14 protein-coding genes and 1 pseudogene are annotated in these 14,877 nt (G+C 51.4%); 12 read left to right on the plus strand and 3 right to left on the minus strand.

From position 1 onward, the window contains the following. Positions 1-603 precede the first annotated feature (603 nt). From ACZ5N7_RS16375 to ACZ5N7_RS16420, 10 genes and pseudogenes are all read left to right on the plus strand, one after another. Positions 604-1,644 (plus strand): BMP family lipoprotein, encoded by a 1,041-nt coding sequence (locus tag ACZ5N7_RS16375; protein ID WP_464655668.1) that lies wholly within the window; start codon positions 604-606, stop codon positions 1,642-1,644. Between the two features lie 119 nt (positions 1,645-1,763). Beyond that, positions 1,764-3,299, plus strand: coding sequence for an ABC transporter ATP-binding protein (locus ACZ5N7_RS16380; RefSeq protein ID WP_464655670.1), 1,536 nt, complete (start codon positions 1,764-1,766; stop codon positions 3,297-3,299). Between the two features lie 5 nt (positions 3,300-3,304). Beyond that, positions 3,305-4,381, plus strand: a complete 1,077-nt coding sequence (locus tag ACZ5N7_RS16385; RefSeq protein WP_464655671.1) for an ABC transporter permease — start codon at positions 3,305-3,307, stop codon at positions 4,379-4,381. Next, the gene (locus ACZ5N7_RS16390) at positions 4,382-5,344 is read left to right on the plus strand and encodes an ABC transporter permease (protein WP_464655673.1); all 963 of its coding nucleotides are present in this window, start codon (positions 4,382-4,384) and stop codon (positions 5,342-5,344) included. It abuts the gene before it with no gap. Between the two features lie 131 nt (positions 5,345-5,475). Beyond that, positions 5,476-5,670 carry a hypothetical protein gene (locus ACZ5N7_RS16395; protein WP_464659380.1) on the plus strand — a complete coding sequence of 65 codons (195 nt, stop codon included), beginning with the start codon at positions 5,476-5,478 and terminating at the stop codon, positions 5,668-5,670. 346 nt (positions 5,671-6,016) lie between these two features. Further along, positions 6,017-6,607 carry a Na-translocating system protein MpsC family protein gene (locus tag ACZ5N7_RS16400; protein ID WP_464655675.1) on the plus strand — a complete coding sequence of 197 codons (591 nt, stop codon included), beginning with the start codon at positions 6,017-6,019 and terminating at the stop codon, positions 6,605-6,607. A 281-nt stretch (positions 6,608-6,888) separates the two neighbouring features. After that, positions 6,889-7,062, plus strand: a pseudogene (locus ACZ5N7_RS16405) (biotin synthase BioB); the annotation flags it as partial. Positions 7,063-7,202: 140 nt separating this feature from the next. Continuing rightward, positions 7,203-8,174 carry a sugar kinase gene (locus tag ACZ5N7_RS16410; RefSeq protein WP_464655677.1) on the plus strand — a complete coding sequence of 324 codons (972 nt, stop codon included), beginning with the start codon at positions 7,203-7,205 and terminating at the stop codon, positions 8,172-8,174. 20 nt (positions 8,175-8,194) lie between these two features. Continuing rightward, a complete protein-coding gene (locus ACZ5N7_RS16415; protein ID WP_464655679.1) occupies positions 8,195-8,860 on the plus strand; it encodes a bifunctional 2-keto-4-hydroxyglutarate aldolase/2-keto-3-deoxy-6-phosphogluconate aldolase in 666 nt (221 codons plus the stop codon). A gap of 11 nt (positions 8,861-8,871) precedes the next feature. Further along, a complete protein-coding gene (locus ACZ5N7_RS16420) occupies positions 8,872-9,339 on the plus strand; it encodes an HAD family hydrolase (protein WP_464655681.1) in 468 nt (155 codons plus the stop codon). A gap of 55 nt (positions 9,340-9,394) precedes the next feature. On the opposite strand, the gene ACZ5N7_RS16425 is transcribed toward ACZ5N7_RS16420, so the two are convergent. Continuing rightward, positions 9,395-10,291 carry an alpha/beta hydrolase family protein gene (locus ACZ5N7_RS16425; RefSeq protein ID WP_464655683.1) on the minus strand — a complete coding sequence of 299 codons (897 nt, stop codon included), beginning with the start codon at positions 10,289-10,291 and terminating at the stop codon, positions 9,395-9,397. A 319-nt stretch (positions 10,292-10,610) separates the two neighbouring features. On the opposite strand from ACZ5N7_RS16425, the gene ACZ5N7_RS16430 reads away from it, so the two are divergent. Further along, on the plus strand, positions 10,611-11,303 hold the full coding sequence (locus tag ACZ5N7_RS16430; RefSeq protein ID WP_464655684.1) for a metal-dependent hydrolase: 693 nt from the start codon (positions 10,611-10,613) through the stop codon (positions 11,301-11,303). Positions 11,304-11,361: 58 nt separating this feature from the next. Here the strand turns inward: ACZ5N7_RS16430 and ACZ5N7_RS16435 are convergent, their stop codons facing one another. Together ACZ5N7_RS16435 and ACZ5N7_RS16440 are read right to left on the minus strand one after the other, a co-directional pair. Further along, a complete protein-coding gene (locus ACZ5N7_RS16435; RefSeq protein ID WP_464655686.1) occupies positions 11,362-11,574 on the minus strand; it encodes a hypothetical protein in 213 nt (70 codons plus the stop codon). Between the two features lie 140 nt (positions 11,575-11,714). Beyond that, the gene (locus ACZ5N7_RS16440; RefSeq protein WP_464655688.1) at positions 11,715-12,851 is read right to left on the minus strand and encodes a HupE/UreJ family protein; all 1,137 of its coding nucleotides are present in this window, start codon (positions 12,849-12,851) and stop codon (positions 11,715-11,717) included. Positions 12,852-13,033: 182 nt separating this feature from the next. Here ACZ5N7_RS16440 and ACZ5N7_RS16445 point away from each other — a divergent pair, with 182 nt between their 5' ends. Then, the gene (locus ACZ5N7_RS16445; RefSeq protein WP_464655689.1) at positions 13,034-14,797 is read left to right on the plus strand and encodes a Rieske (2Fe-2S) protein; all 1,764 of its coding nucleotides are present in this window, start codon (positions 13,034-13,036) and stop codon (positions 14,795-14,797) included. Positions 14,798-14,877: the final 80 nt, after the last annotated feature.

Raw genomic sequence — 14,877 nt, forward strand, 5'->3', positions numbered from 1 at the left:
CATCAAATTCAGCGGTTTTTTTAAAAATTGTCAGGTATGGATTGAATTAACGGGAAATTTTACAGTTATATGGTCCGGAAAGCAATTAAACAGAGCAAATATCAGCATATTATCCCGTTAATCAAAGTAATCCAGCATGCCGCAGGACAACACTACCGGAGTTGCATGCCGAGGGCCAGCGCATATTGTGAGGAGAAGATTGCGATCGATAGAGGACATTGAGGGCTTTATTTAGGCTTTTGAGCCACTAGGGAAGGGGACTGCACTGAAATAGAGCCCAGAAAGGGCGTTATCAGGTGAGCTTGTATAGATACAGGGAGGAATATCAACGACTCAAAAATCCGCTATGTCGCATACAACTAAGCCACCTAATCGAATGGAGCAACGGTGACCCGCGATACGGACAGCAGCCACAGATATCGCAGGACGGTCCTTTTTTTTGACCGGCATAATATTTCCAATTTGTAAAAAGTGTTATATAATTTAACATTGACAGACACCCATTATTTGGGCGGTGGAGCTGGTTTTACCCGTTACGCTCTCCAGTTTGTGTATAGAATGGGATCGGTCTACTAATATTAATTATATAAGGGGAAAAGTCCAATGAAAAAATGGTTCTCTTTGGCAGCAACGTCGATTATCGCACTTTCTCTGGTGTTGTCCGGCTGCGGAAGCAAAGCGGCGGATAAACAACCGGCGGGCTCAGACGGCGCTAACGCACCGAAGGCTTCAGGGATAAAGATTGGAATGGTAACCGACACCGGCGGCGTTACGGACAAATCTTTTAACCAAAGCGCTTGGGAAGGCCTGAATAAGCTTAAAAAAGAGAACGGGGTCGAAATCAAGTACCTGCAGAGCAAGCAGGATTCCGAATACCAGACGAACCTCAATACTTTTATAAAAGATAACTACACCCTGACATGGGGGATCGGCTTCCTGCTGGGAGACGCCATGAAAGCGGTAGCTGTGCAGAATCCGAAAGCCCAGTTGGCTATTATCGACGCCGTAGTGGAAGCTCCCAACGTGCAGTCGGTTACTTTTGCCGAGAACGAAGGGTCATACCTGGTAGGGGTAGTGGCCGGATTGACGACGAAGACCAACCAGATCGGTTTTGTCGGCGGTGTGGATATCCCGGTCATCAAGCGTTTTGAGCTTGGGTTTGTGGCCGGCGTAAAAGCGGTGAATCCGAATGCCAAAGTGACCATCAACTATACAGGCGCATTCGACAAGCCGGATGCGGGTAAAGCGGCGGCGGCAACGATCTACAACAGCGGAGCTGACATCATCTTCCATGCGGCTGGAGCGACCGGCAACGGCGTATTTAACGAGGCTAAGGACCGCGTCAAGTCGGGCAAAAAAGTATGGGTTATCGGCGTAGATAAAGACCAATCGCTTGAGTTTGGCGACGATGTCACTCTGACCTCGATGCTGAAGCGCGTTGACGAAGCGGTAGTGAAGGTTTCCAAAGAGGCGGTCGACGGCAAATTCCAGGGCGGCAAGAACACGGTGCTTGGTTTGAAAGAAAATGGCGTCGGCCTTCCGGACACTTCCAAGAAGAACGTGCCTGCAGACGTTTTGAAGAAAGTCGACGAATATAAGGACAAAATCATCAAAGGCGACATTAAAGTTCCTACAGTGCAGTAAAGTCAATACAAGAAAAGCAAGCTTCCGACAACAAGGCTGGTTCGATGAAACTGGCCTTGTTGTTTGACTACAGCTAAATATTCATGGGATTAACCATTCTTACATTGCAGGAGGATTCAATGAACTCAGCAAAAACAGTGGTGGAGCTGCGGAATATTACGAAACGTTTTCCGGGGATCGTGGCGAATGACTCCATAAGCCTGCAGTTGAAAAAAGGCGAGATTCATGCACTGCTGGGGGAAAACGGGGCGGGGAAATCCACGCTTATGAATATTTTGTTCGGTTTGTACCAGCCGGACGAAGGCGAGATTCTGATCGACGGCAAGCCTGTGCGGCTGGAAGGGCCCAATATGGCGATATCAATGGGCATCGGGATGGTGCATCAGCATTTCAAGCTGGTTCAGCCGTTTACGGTGACGGAAAATATTATCCTTGGCCTGGAACCGAAGATGGGCCTGCAGCTGAATTACCGCAAAGCTTCTCAAGAGGTCAAGGCTTTGTCGGAGCAGTACGGATTGAAGGTCGACCCTAACGCTAAAATCGAACATATTTCCGTTGGCATGCAGCAGCGGGTGGAGATATTGAAAACGCTGTACCGCGGGGCCGACATTCTTATTTTTGACGAGCCTACGGCGGTTCTTACCCCCCAGGAAATCCAGGAACTGATTCAAATCATGCGCAATCTTGTGAAAGAGGGCAAATCCATTATTTTGATCACCCATAAGCTGAAGGAAATTATGTCCATTGCGGACACGGTGACGGTGATTCGCCGGGGTAAAGTAATCGATACGCTGACCGTGGCGGGCACAACCGAACGGGAATTGGCCGAAAAGATGGTAGGGCGCCAGGTTTCCTTCAAGACGGAGAAAAAGAAGGCCGTGCCGGGAGAGACGATCCTTGAGGTGAACGATGTTGTCGTCTCGAATCCTAACGGTTTGAAGGCTTTGGACGGCATCTCCTTCGATGTCCGTGCAGGGGAGATTCTCGGCATAGCCGGAGTGGACGGCAACGGTCAGACCGAATTGATTGAATCGCTGACCGGGCTGAGACGGGTGCAGACCGGCCGGATTGTGCTGAACGGCAAAGAGATTACGAACCGTACGCCGCGTTATATTTCGGAAGCGGGTCTGTCCCATATCCCGGAGGACCGCCAGAAGCACGGCTTGGTACTGGATTTCAGCATGAGAGAGAATATGGTGCTGGAAACGTATTTCCATAAGGAATACAGCAAAAGCGGGTTCCTGGATTACAAAGCGATCGACCGCCACGCGGACAAGCTGATCAAGGAGTTCGACGTCAGGACGCCCGATACAGGGACGAAGGCGAGATCCTTGTCCGGAGGCAACCAGCAGAAGGCGATCATTGCGCGTGAAATCGACAAAGACCCCGACCTGCTGATCGCTGCCCAGCCTACGAGAGGCCTCGACGTAGGAGCGATCGAATACATCCACCGGCGGCTGATCGAGCAGAGGGATAAGGGCAAGGCGATTCTGCTCATGTCTTTTGAACTCGACGAAATCCTGAACGTGTCCGATCGCATTGCGGTGATTTATGAAGGCAAAATTGCAGGCGTGGTCGATCCCCAGTCGACAAATGATGACGAGCTTGGGCTCATGATGGCGGGAAGCAAGCGGATGGACAGGAAGGAGGAATAGGGCGGATGAATAAAATCATAAGTACGGTCAACAAGGATTCTGTTCTGGTTCCGGTGGCGGCCATTATTCTCGGATTGCTTTTCGGGGCCGTCGTTATGCTGATCGGCGGTTATAACCCTATCGTCGCTTATACCTCTTTGCTGGGCAAAGTATTCGGGAATCCTTATGATTTTGCGGAGACGATACGGGAAATCACGCCGCTCATTTTAACCGGCTTGTCGGTCGCTTTCGCCTTCCGGACGGGTCTGTTCAATATCGGTGCGGAAGGGCAGTTTCTTCTTGGCATGACCGGGGCTACGCTAGTCGGAGTCAAGCTGCATCTGCCATGGTTTATCCACGCTCCGCTGGCGATTATTGTCGGGGCGGTGCTCGGCGGGCTGTGCGGCGCTGTTGCCGGTTATTTAAAAGCGAAACGCGGCGTCAACGAGGTCATTACGACGATCATGCTGAATTGGACCGCTTTATATTTCAGCAACTACATAGTGAACCATTTCCTGATCCAGCCGGGACAGCAGCGGTCGTATCCGATCCAGGAGACCGCCTCCATTACGCTGAACGGGCTATCGCAAGCGCTGGGCAACGCCAGGGTCCATTGGGGAACCTTGCTCGCCGTACTGGCTGCGGTGTTCATGTACGTGCTTCTATGGAAGACCAGGCAGGGCTTCGAGCTGCGCGCGGTAGGACACAATCCCGACGCGGCGGAGTACGCGGGGATGAATGTGGGCCGCAACGTCATTAAATCGATGTTCATAGCGGGAGTGTTTTCCGGGCTTGCCGGAGTATTCGAAGTTCTGGGAGTGTTTCATTACCAGACGGTCATGGCAGCTTCTCCGGGGTACGGATTTGACGGGGTAGCGGTATCTCTGTTGGGCGGCAACACACCGTTCGGAGTCGTGCTGGGCGCCATATTGTTCGGAGGGCTAACCTACGGCTCGGCGGGGATGAGCTTTGGCGCCGATGTTCCTCCCGAGGTCATTCGCGTGGTGATCGCTTCGGTCATTTTCTTTGTCGCCGCTTCGGGGATCGTCCGCTGGGTTCTGAAGCCATTTACGGGAAAACGGAAAAAAGAGGAGGCGGTGTAGATGGACCTTGTTACCATTCTGGGACAGATGCTGAATATTACACTCGTCTTCTCGACCGCTTTGATCTTCACCGCTCTCGGCGGCATTTATTCCGAGCGTTCGGGGATCGTCAACATCGGGCTTGAAGGCCTTATGGTCGTCGGGGCGTTTTCTTCCGCTGTCGGAGGCTACTATATGGAACAGGCGGGGTTAAACGGCTTATCGCCCTGGATCGCGCTTCTTATCGCTGCAGCGTCCGGGCTGGTGTTTGCTCTTATTCATGCGGTGGCTACCATTACGTTTAAAGCCGACCAAGTCATCAGCGGAGTCGTTATTAACTTTCTTGCCGCAGGCTTGACGCTGTATATGGTGAAGCTGATGTTCAGCGGCTCCGGCCAGACCGAGACGCTGAATTCCGTGTTCGGCAAGGTGGCCATCCCGGGGTTGTCCCAAATTCCTGGTCTTGGGTACGGGATTTTCACAGCCTATCCGACAACCTATATCGCGTTTATTCTGGTGGCTGTCACATGGTTTGTACTGTATAAAATGCCTTTCGGTCTCCGGATCCGCTCCGTAGGAGAGCATCCAGGTGCAGCGGACACCGTCGGAATTAAAGTAAACCGGATTCGTTATATCGCCGTGATGATCAGCGGCGCTCTTGCAGGCCTGGGCGGCGCCACGATTACATTGACGACGACAAGCAACTTCTCTCACAACACGATTTCGGGTCAGGGGTTTATTGCGCTGGCGGCGATGATTTTCGGCAAATGGAATCCGGTGGGAGCGCTCGGTGCGGCTGTCTTCTTCGGATTCTCTCAAGCGCTGAAGAACATCGTGCAGCAGTTTGAAATTACGAAGAATATACCGCTGGAATTTATCTACATGCTGCCTTACGTCCTGACCATTCTTGTCTTGGCCGGCGCAGTAGGGCGGGCGTATCCTCCATCGGCTTTGGGCGAGCCTTACGATCCGGGCAAACGGTGATTGGGCTGAGAAAAGGAAGACAGAGGGGCTGTTGATGCAGCCTCTTTTTTCTTTTGCCTGTAGGCGCGAGCGGATACCGGCCGGGGCTTCTTCACATAGGATAGTACAACAGATTCGAAGGAGTGAGTCCCGTGCCCCCCAAGAAAGTCAAAAAGAAACAGCCGACCCCGGCAAGCCAGGCCAATATGAATATGAAAACGGTAACTTCCGATGTATGCGAGAAATGCCGAAAATGTGCGCGAGGGCTGCGCTACCTGGAGAAAATGTCCGTTCCGGGCGCGGTAGGCAAAGGCGTGCCGTGCATTTTGACCAGAGGCAGAGGATAGAAAAAGATATCTTTGAAGGTGCCGCACTGCACAATTTTAAATTGACCAGTTACCATTTTCAGGATATAATTTACCACAATATAAAACCATGATCATGCGGATGACGGGCATCCAACCAGGTTCTTAATCGCTAAGAATGATTGAAATAAGATCATCTCCAAGTTAACCGGTACCTTCCGTTCTCGCGGAACCAAGTTGAATAAACGTCCTGCATTGGCGTTTTTCAAATTGGGTGGCACCGCGGGCAAGCGCTTCTCGTCCAAATCGGATGGGGGCGCTTTTTTCACGACCGGGCAGGATATGGTTCAAACTGTAAAAAGTGGTTAATAACTAAAAAGTCTTTCTTATGGAAGGTGGTCAAATGCTGAAGCCCTCTCTTAAAGAACAAATCATTGCCGAGACGCAGCGGCTTTTTCTGGAAAATTTCAGACAATCTCCGCATAACGTCACGGTAAATTTAGATGAAAGATGCGTAATGATTCACCTGCAAGGCCATACCGGTCCGGATATAAAAGCTTTAGTCGAACAAAATGACAATGATGCAATGAGAACGACCCGTGAACTTATTGTTGAATACATTTGCCCGGATTTGATTCACTTCATCCAAGAAAACACCGATATCGTTATCGACAGTTTGTATTATGATTGGGATGACAGCAACCTTTCGGGACTCATCACAGGTTTGACAAGTAACAGCCGTTATCGCGACAACGAAGACTACTACTATAAAAAAGATGAGGTACACCACCGGGTCGGAAAAATCACTTACGATGTGCAAAAGATGCCCGACTCGATTTATTCATTTTGGATCGGTGAGGATAATTTAGTGGTTGTTCGTGAAGGACTGCTGATCAAACTCGAAGAGGAACTGGTAAAGCTCGGGTTCGAGGGTACATTCGCAAAGCAAAACGAGCACTTGAAAAACCCCTTTTCCTGAAAGAAGGGTCGGTCGACGATGTGCTAAAGCGTGAGATGAAAGGCATATATCTGGATTGGAATTTCATTTTGAACAAGAGTGTGCTGACGTACGTTTTTCATCCACAGGAGACAGCCTAGCCGGCTAAATCCAGCAGCAATAGTTTAACCTGAATTGTAAACCATTTATGTTATAATTGGGTTGACAATTTTTTGAGGAGGTAAGTGGAATGATTGAAACCGGAGTGAATTGGGATATGCTGGCGGCCAACAACACATACATACGATGACCGGGTAAGCACGGTGGAAAAAGCGGGAGGCAGGGAAGTGAATCTCCGTTCTTTGCAGCCTTTTGCGCTGTACGCGGCGAATTCGATATATGTCGGAGATTACTTGACTACCGAAGGCCAGGAAGCGTCCGCCGACCACCGGATGATTGAGGATCTCGGGTTTGAGATTGAGCTGTGCGCTTTGTGAAAAGCCGCAGCCTGCACGCCGATAGATGATAAAGCTGTTATGGCGCCATAACTGAACTTTGACTATAATAGAAGCAGCGGGAAAAAAGAAAGCGATCCCAATAAAAAACGTGCGTGGACGGCGGAATGGATGGCGAGACGATGGCTCAATTTCAACCGATGCAATTTCAACCTGAATTTATTACCTTTGGGGAAACTATGGGCCTGCTGCGGCCTGAAGGGAACCGGGCAATCGAATATTCCTCCAGGCTGCAGAACCTGTTTGGCGGAGCCGAAAGCAACGTGGCGATCGGGGTGGCCAGGTTGGGTCATACTTCGGGCTGGTTCGGCCGCCTTGGCAAAGACCCGTTCGGCAGCATGATCCTGAAAAAAATCCGCGGAGAGGGCGTGGACGTATCACGCGCGGAGCGGACTTCCGAAGCTTCTACCGGCCTGATGATGAGGGAGGTTGTGGCGGGCAAGACCTCGGTCTACTACTACCGCAAGAATTCGGCGGCAAGCCTGATGAAACCTGAGCACCTTGATGAGGAGTATATTAGCAGAGCGAGAATTTTGCACGTGACCGGCGTTACCCCCGCTTTAAGCGCTTCCTGCAGAGAGACGGTCATGGAGGCGATACGCCTTGCGCACAAGCATGGAGTCAAAGTATGCTTCGACCCTAACCTGCGGCTGAAGCTGTGGACGATCGAAGAGGCGCGGGAAGTGCTTTTGGAGATATCCAAAGAAGCTGATTACTTCCTGCCCGGCCTGGAAGAGTTGAAGCTGCTGTACCGGACGGACGATTTTGACACGATCATGGGGCATTTGGGCCGGCTGTCGGCGGTTTGCGTCGTTAAAGGCGGGGACGAGGCCACTTATTTGGTGGAGAAGGGTAAAGTTAGGTCGATTCCCTATTTTAAAGTAGACCAGGTTGTAGACACCGTAGGAGCCGGGGACGGGTTCTGCGCGGGTTTTATCGCGGGTGTTTTGAAAGATCTGCCTTACGCAGAGGCGGTGCGGATCGGCAACCTGGTCGGATCGATGGTCATCCAGACGGAAGGCGACTGGGAAGGGATTCCTGTGTGGGAGCAGGTCGAAAATATTTTGAATGAAACCGCTCATGTGGAGCGTTAGACGAAAGGTGACATTTGGCCATGAAAAAGCTGAGGCTGGTTCAACAGATTGTGGAACAGGGCGTTGTGGCGGTTCTTCGCGGCGAGACTCCCGAGGAAGTGGCGGAAATGGCGGAGCAGGCTATCGAAGGCGGCATTAAAGTGATCGAGGTTACGATGACGGTGCCTTTTGCTTTAAAAGCGATAGAGAAGCTCGCCATGAAATTCAGCAGCGGCACGGATGACAACTCCAGGTTCGCCATCATCGGCGCAGGTACCGTGCTGGATCCGGAAACCGCCAGAGCGGCGATGTTAAGCGGGGCTGAATTTGCGGTAAGTCCGGCGTTGAATCCCGCTACGGTCGCTTTGTGCAACCGTTACCGCGTTCCGGTCATGACCGGGGTGATGACCATGCAAGAGATTCAGCACGCGCTGGAGCTGGGTGTGGATGTAATGAAGCTGTTCCCGGGCAGCAGCTACTCGCCGTCGGTGATCAAAGCGATCAAGGGGCCGTTTCCCCAAGCGAATATCATGCCGACAGGCGGAGTATCGCTGGGGAACTTGGGAGAGTGGATTGCAGCGGGGGCGGTTGCCGTAGGAATCGGTTCGGACTTGACCGCCGAAGCTGTGAAGACGGGAGACCACTCCTTGGTGGCCAAGAAGGCGGCTCAGTATATCGAGGTTTATAAAGCGGCGAAGCGGAGCTAATGGAGGAGAAAATGCTGCAAATCAATATCCCGGGAGCCGGAATGCTCGAGATTCAATCCCTGGTGCTCGATTTTAACGGTACGATTGCGACAGACGGCAAGCTGATCAACGGCGTTAAAGATCGCCTGATGCGAATTTGTGAAAACCTGCAGCTGTTTGTAATCACTGCGGACACCAATGGAACGGTCCAAAAAGAATGTTCAGATTTACCGGTAACCGTACATATTATCGGACAGCATCAGCAAGCGGAGGAAAAGGCTCAATTTATTGAGAATCTGCCCGGAGCCGCGGCGGCGGTCGGCAACGGAAGAAACGATGAAGAGATGTTCTCGAAAGCCGCACTCGCTATCGCCGTCATTGGAGATGAAGGATGCTATACCAAAACGCTTCAAAACAGCGACATTGTTACCAAACATATCAACGATGCGTTGGATTTGCTCATAAAGACCAACAGGCTGATTCCGACGTTAAGAAAATAAATACGCAAATACAGCCGCACTTCGCGAGATGTGCGGCTGTATTAGTTAAACGGGTTTAATTGTTTATCCAGTGAAACATCCGCTCGATCGCCAATCTATGAACATCAGGCGGAAAGTGATGCCCATACCCCTCGTATTTGTGAAATTCAACCTCTGCGCCTGCTTCCCGCAGTTTGTTATACATGTTCACTCCATGGCTGAAATCGACCTGAATATCCTGCGTGCCATGCATAATCAGGGTGGGACAATGTATCCTTGCGGCCATTGAAGCAGGGGAGCGCGATTCATAGGCATCAGGCTTTTTGCTCAGGGAGCCTCCAATGACGCGTTTGAGCATCCTGCGCAGGTCGATCCGTTCCGCATAAGTCTGTGCCAGGTCCGAGACTCCGCTCCAAAAAATCAATTTGTGCACTTTCGCTATCTCTGCCGCAGTATGTGCCGCATTGATAGAGCCGCGTGAAAAGCCCATCACAGAAATGCGGCTGGAATCGACGAATGGCAGACTCTGCAGAAGCTTGTAAGCGGACAGGACGTCATCTTTATCCTGTCCGCCGAATTCGTCCCGGCCTTCTCCGCCTTCAGTACCCCGGTAAGAGGGGGCAAATATGATGTGCCCGAATTTGGAAAATTGTTCAAGCCAATGCGTCTTGACTCTTCCGATTTTGCCGATGCCGCCCCGGCAGTAGATAAGCACAGGCCATTTAAACGGCCGCACATCTTTTGTTTCCGGATCAATGGAGCTGGCTATCTTCGTAATTGGAAGCTCGGCTTCGTTGGAAGCGTAGAACCGGCTGATCGATGCCTTCAGCTCTGGTACCGGAAGATCGAAGCCATACGGAAAGCATAGGTATCCTTTCACCTTCAGGCCATCGGACAAGTAAGTGATATGGTACATCAGCTGCCTACTTGATCCGCTTGAAACGGAGCTTCCGTACGTTGTGTCATCCTGCATCCCATCCCTCTAATAAACATTTTTAGAATCTTAACAAATAGTTGGGCAGATGTAAACACCAATCGGTGATTCAATCCTCAATGAATTGGTTAAATAACTTTAGTTTAAAAGCGCAAAATAAAGGAGCTCAAGAATGGATAAATGGTTCGGGAACAGCACAGCGGTGAAAATTGTGGCCTTGGCGCTGGCAATTTTGCTTTGGGGGCTTGTACATATGAACGATTGGCTGCTGCAGCACCGGTTCTTTATTTGACGCGGCCGGCGCAGTATCTCTCGTTGACCGGGGGAGCTGTACATATGAATCAGGAGGAAAAAGACGATGGAAATCATATACCACGGACATTCTTGCGTTCAAATTGCGGTGGGGGACAAATCGCTTGTGATCGATCCGTTTCTGAGGGGGAACGAGCTGGCGGTGACTAAGCCGGAGGATATCAAGGCGGATTACGTTCTTTTGACCCATGCGCATATTGACCATATTCTTGATGCGGAACCGATTGCCAAGGCCAATGACGCGCCGGTGGTTGCGGGCGTTGAACTGGCTGCGTACATGTCGTGGAAAGGCGTCCGGACGATTGAAATGAACATTGGCGGCACGGTCGACCTCGGCTTTGCAAAAGCGAAAATGATTCAGGTTTTCCACAGCTCCGGAATTGTTCTCCACGACAAGCAGCAGATTCTTTACGGCGGCATGCCGGCAGGATATATTGTTCAATGCGGAGGGCTTACATTGCTTCACGCGGGGGACACCGGCCTGTTCGGCGATATGAAGTTGATTGGCGAGCGATACGATATTGATGTGGCGTTCATTCCGATGGGAGACAACTACACGATGGGGCCCGAGGACGCGATTCAGGCTGCTGAGTGGTATGGGGCCAAGCTGGTCGTGCCGGTGCATTACAACACGTTCCCGGTCATTCAACAGGACGCTGAAGCGTTCGTGCGAAGCCTCGAGGCCAAACAAATCAAAGGCAGAGTGCTCAAACCCGGGGAGAAAATCACTGTTGGATAAGGAACCGTCAAGAGAGGACACTTGTGTAATAGAAGCTGCGCGGCAATGCGCGGCTTTTTTAATCCCAAAACTCCGCTTCTTCCATATGGTTGTCAGCCGATATTTTATTTTTGAGCGCGTCGTATTCTTCCGAGAGAAGGATTTCCTCCCCGTTGATCAACTTCACTGCCGTCCCGTTATTCAGCGGCTTGAAATATAAAATATGCTGCAGGACCAAGCTTATTTTAGTGCCGTCATTCACATCGAATTCCATAAAAATCAGCTTATTCACTCGTCTGCCTCCTCCAATTTTGTTCAAATCATTGTTCAAAACTCGACCAATAATTTGCGATTTTTTCCATTTTATCACAATTAGCAGTGCGATGTTGTAAAATAAAAATGAACACGAGGCGGGAAACGCATCTGACTGCCTTATGACAGAAACAGGCGTTGAAAGGCCCAGAATATTCCGATACAGCAAATCGCGCCCGAGACAAGCTTTAAGCTGAGAGGATACCAGCGCTGCCTAAAGTATATTCGCAAAAGCGGAAATAAGATCAGAACAAGCGCGATTTGAAATGCTTCGATCCCCAGATTAAACATCAACAGCGGGACAACGACATGGTTTTCGGGCAAAAATTCCTTGAGCACGCTGGCAAACCCTAATCCGTGGATCAGTCCGAAACCGAAAGCGAGCATTGGGCGGTGGTTGATTTTTCGCTTTATAAGGAGGTTCTCCAAAGCGACATAGACTATGCTCAAGGCAATGACACTTTCGACGATATAACTTGGCAGGGTAATAAACCCAAGGACATTAAGGATCAGCGTGCAGGAATGGGCGATGGTAAAAGCGGTCAGGGTCGAGATATACTGTCTGGGCGTTTGGCGGTAAAGCAAGAGAGAGAGTAAAAATAAAATATGGTCAAAGCCGGCCATAATATGCTCAATCCCCGCAATAAAAAAGCTCCATGCCGAGGGCCCGGCTTTCGGTGCCGGTGCGGGAAAATCTTGCTTCGGAGCCGTTTCCGGTGAGGCTTGCTGCGGCGCAGATTGGGAAAAGGAAACGGCGGGCTGCTTCTTGTCCAGATCAAAATTTTGTGAGACCGAACCGTTCTGGTAGGTGCCGTAATGGCTATAATTCACTTCCAGCAATTGGGGGAAATGATCCTCCAAAGTCAGATTGGTGATTTGGTGTATTTCATAGATATACTCGACATCCACAACCGGCAGCGGCAATGAGCTGTCGTTCATAAGCTGGCTTTTGACACTCACAGGGGTTAAAGGCTTCCCGTCCATAAGAAGTAAAACGTTGGATGAAATCAATGAGAGAATTGCAGCTTTATTCCGGTTAAATTCCTCTTCATGGAGAACGCCGTTTTTGGCCTGGATATCAGGCAGCGCGAATAGAATAGCAGCTTCATCGATTTTATAATGAAATACAAGGCGGTTATCCGCAGCAGTTATAGTAGAGTTGGCCATGGATCCGTAATTATGCGCAGACGACCGGTTTGCAAGGCTGAAAGAGAAAAGCAAAACAAACAAGCATAAATAAAGACGAAGTTTAGTCATAGCTGTGCGACCCAAGCCGATCCTTGAATCGATTATCCCCCTTTAATTCAACTCTATCTATTATACTCTGTACTACTTGAAATCACTATACCGCCGAACATTTTCCCATATAGTGTAATTGCTGCTGCCTGTTGGTATAATTAGGTGAAATCCATTTATTTTAATGCCGGGAGGGGACGTACGTGAGGAATGCGGCGGAAACGAGGGAAGGTTGGATTTTTGCAGGCGATTTGGAAGCGCTTCAAAAGGAAGGCTCAAAGCTGATCAAAGGCGGAATCGCGGTTTTTTATCATGAGGATCAGGTCTATGCGGTCGATAACCGCTGTCCTCATTTAGGCTTTCCGCTTCATCTGGGGAGCTTGTGCGACGGGATTTTAACCTGCCACTGGCACCATGCGCGATTTGACGTATGCAGCGGCGGAACGCTCGACCCGTGGGCGGACGATGTTCCTTCCCATGAAGTGAAATGCGAAGATGGGAATGTTTGGGTGAACCCTCGTTCCCGGCATGAGCATCATGCAGACAAATATATTCAACGTTTGCGGGAAGGGTTGGAGGAAAATATCGGTATTGTCATAGCGAAAGCGGTTGTGGGCCTTGTCGAAGCCGGCTATCCTGAGGCGGATATCGCCCGGATCGGCGTCGGATTTGGCACCGGCTTCGCAGGAGGGTGGAATTCGGGACTCACTATTCTGACGGCCATGGCGCGCGTCCTGCCGAAGCTCGATAAGACGGGCAGGATTTTGGCGCTGTATCATGGCCTGCATCAAGTCGCGCGCAGCAGCGCAGGTAGGGCGGAGCGCCGGCTGCTTGGCCGCCTGCCCGGCGAAGAGGTCACGCAAGAGAGGCTGCGTGCCTGGTACCGCAGCTGCATCGAGGTACGGGACACGCAGGGTGCCGAACGGATTCTGCTTACCTCCATCACCAAAGGCGTCTCGGACGAACAGCTTGCAGATATGATGCTGCTGGCCGTCACCGACCATTTTTATCTGGATGGCGGGCATACCCTGGATTTTCACAACAAAGCGTTCGAATCCTTGCAGCTCGTTGGCTCCGAACTGAAAGTGCGGGTGCTCGCTTCGCTCGTCCCTCTGCTGTCGGACCCGACCCGCAGCGAAGAGCTGCATCAGTGGCAGGCCCCGACCAACCTGGTAGCCCCGCTGAAAGAAGCGTTCGGCCGTTTGGAACGATACGGTCATGAAACCTGGAGACCGCTGGACAGCGAAGAAGAGGAGAAGGTGCTGCAGACGCTGCTGGATGACAAGCCGCTAGTTATGATTTCTTTGCTGTCCGAGGTGTTGGCGAGCGGAGGAGATCCAGTCCGGCTTGCTCAGCTTGTGGCGCTGGCGGCGGCGGAGCGGATCGTGCGATTCCATACCCAGAACGATTTTGGCGATTGGATAGCGGTCCTTCACACTTTTACCCATGCGCACGCCGTCCATGAAAGCTTGAAGCGCAGCACTCCTCCGCTGCTGTTCAGGTCGATTTTTTACAGCGCCGTCAGCGTCTATCTGGACCGGTTCCTTAACGTGCCCTCCGCTCCCCGCCCGAAAGGCATCGGTCGCGCAGGCGGTGAACCAGCCAAGGATCCGCTGGAGCTTCTGGAGCTTCTGGATCAGCGGCAGCAGGTGGGCGAAGCTGCGGAATGGGTCGCAGCCTATTTAAGCGCAGGCGGCGACCGGCCAGCTTTGATCAATACGCTTGGCCATGCGCTGCTGAGGGAAGATGCCGAATTCCATTCCTTCCAAATGTATGAAGCGGCAGTCGCCGAGTATGAGGGATGGGAGAAAAGGACGGACGCTTTTGCCGTCCGCGCCAGGGAGACGCTGCTCTTTGCCGTCGCCCGCTACCTGGCAGCTCACGCTCCAACCGCGCGCGAAGTTCCTCACACTGCACGCATAGCGTGGCGTTTGCACCGGGGGGAGAAGCTGTTCGAGGAGCAGTGACACTGGGTAAGGAACAGTGACCCAAGGTAACGGAACAACCGGAGACTGGAATTGACCGACCAGCGGCTTTATGGCACCGG

Source organism: Paenibacillus sp. JCM 18996 (assembly GCF_055392555.1).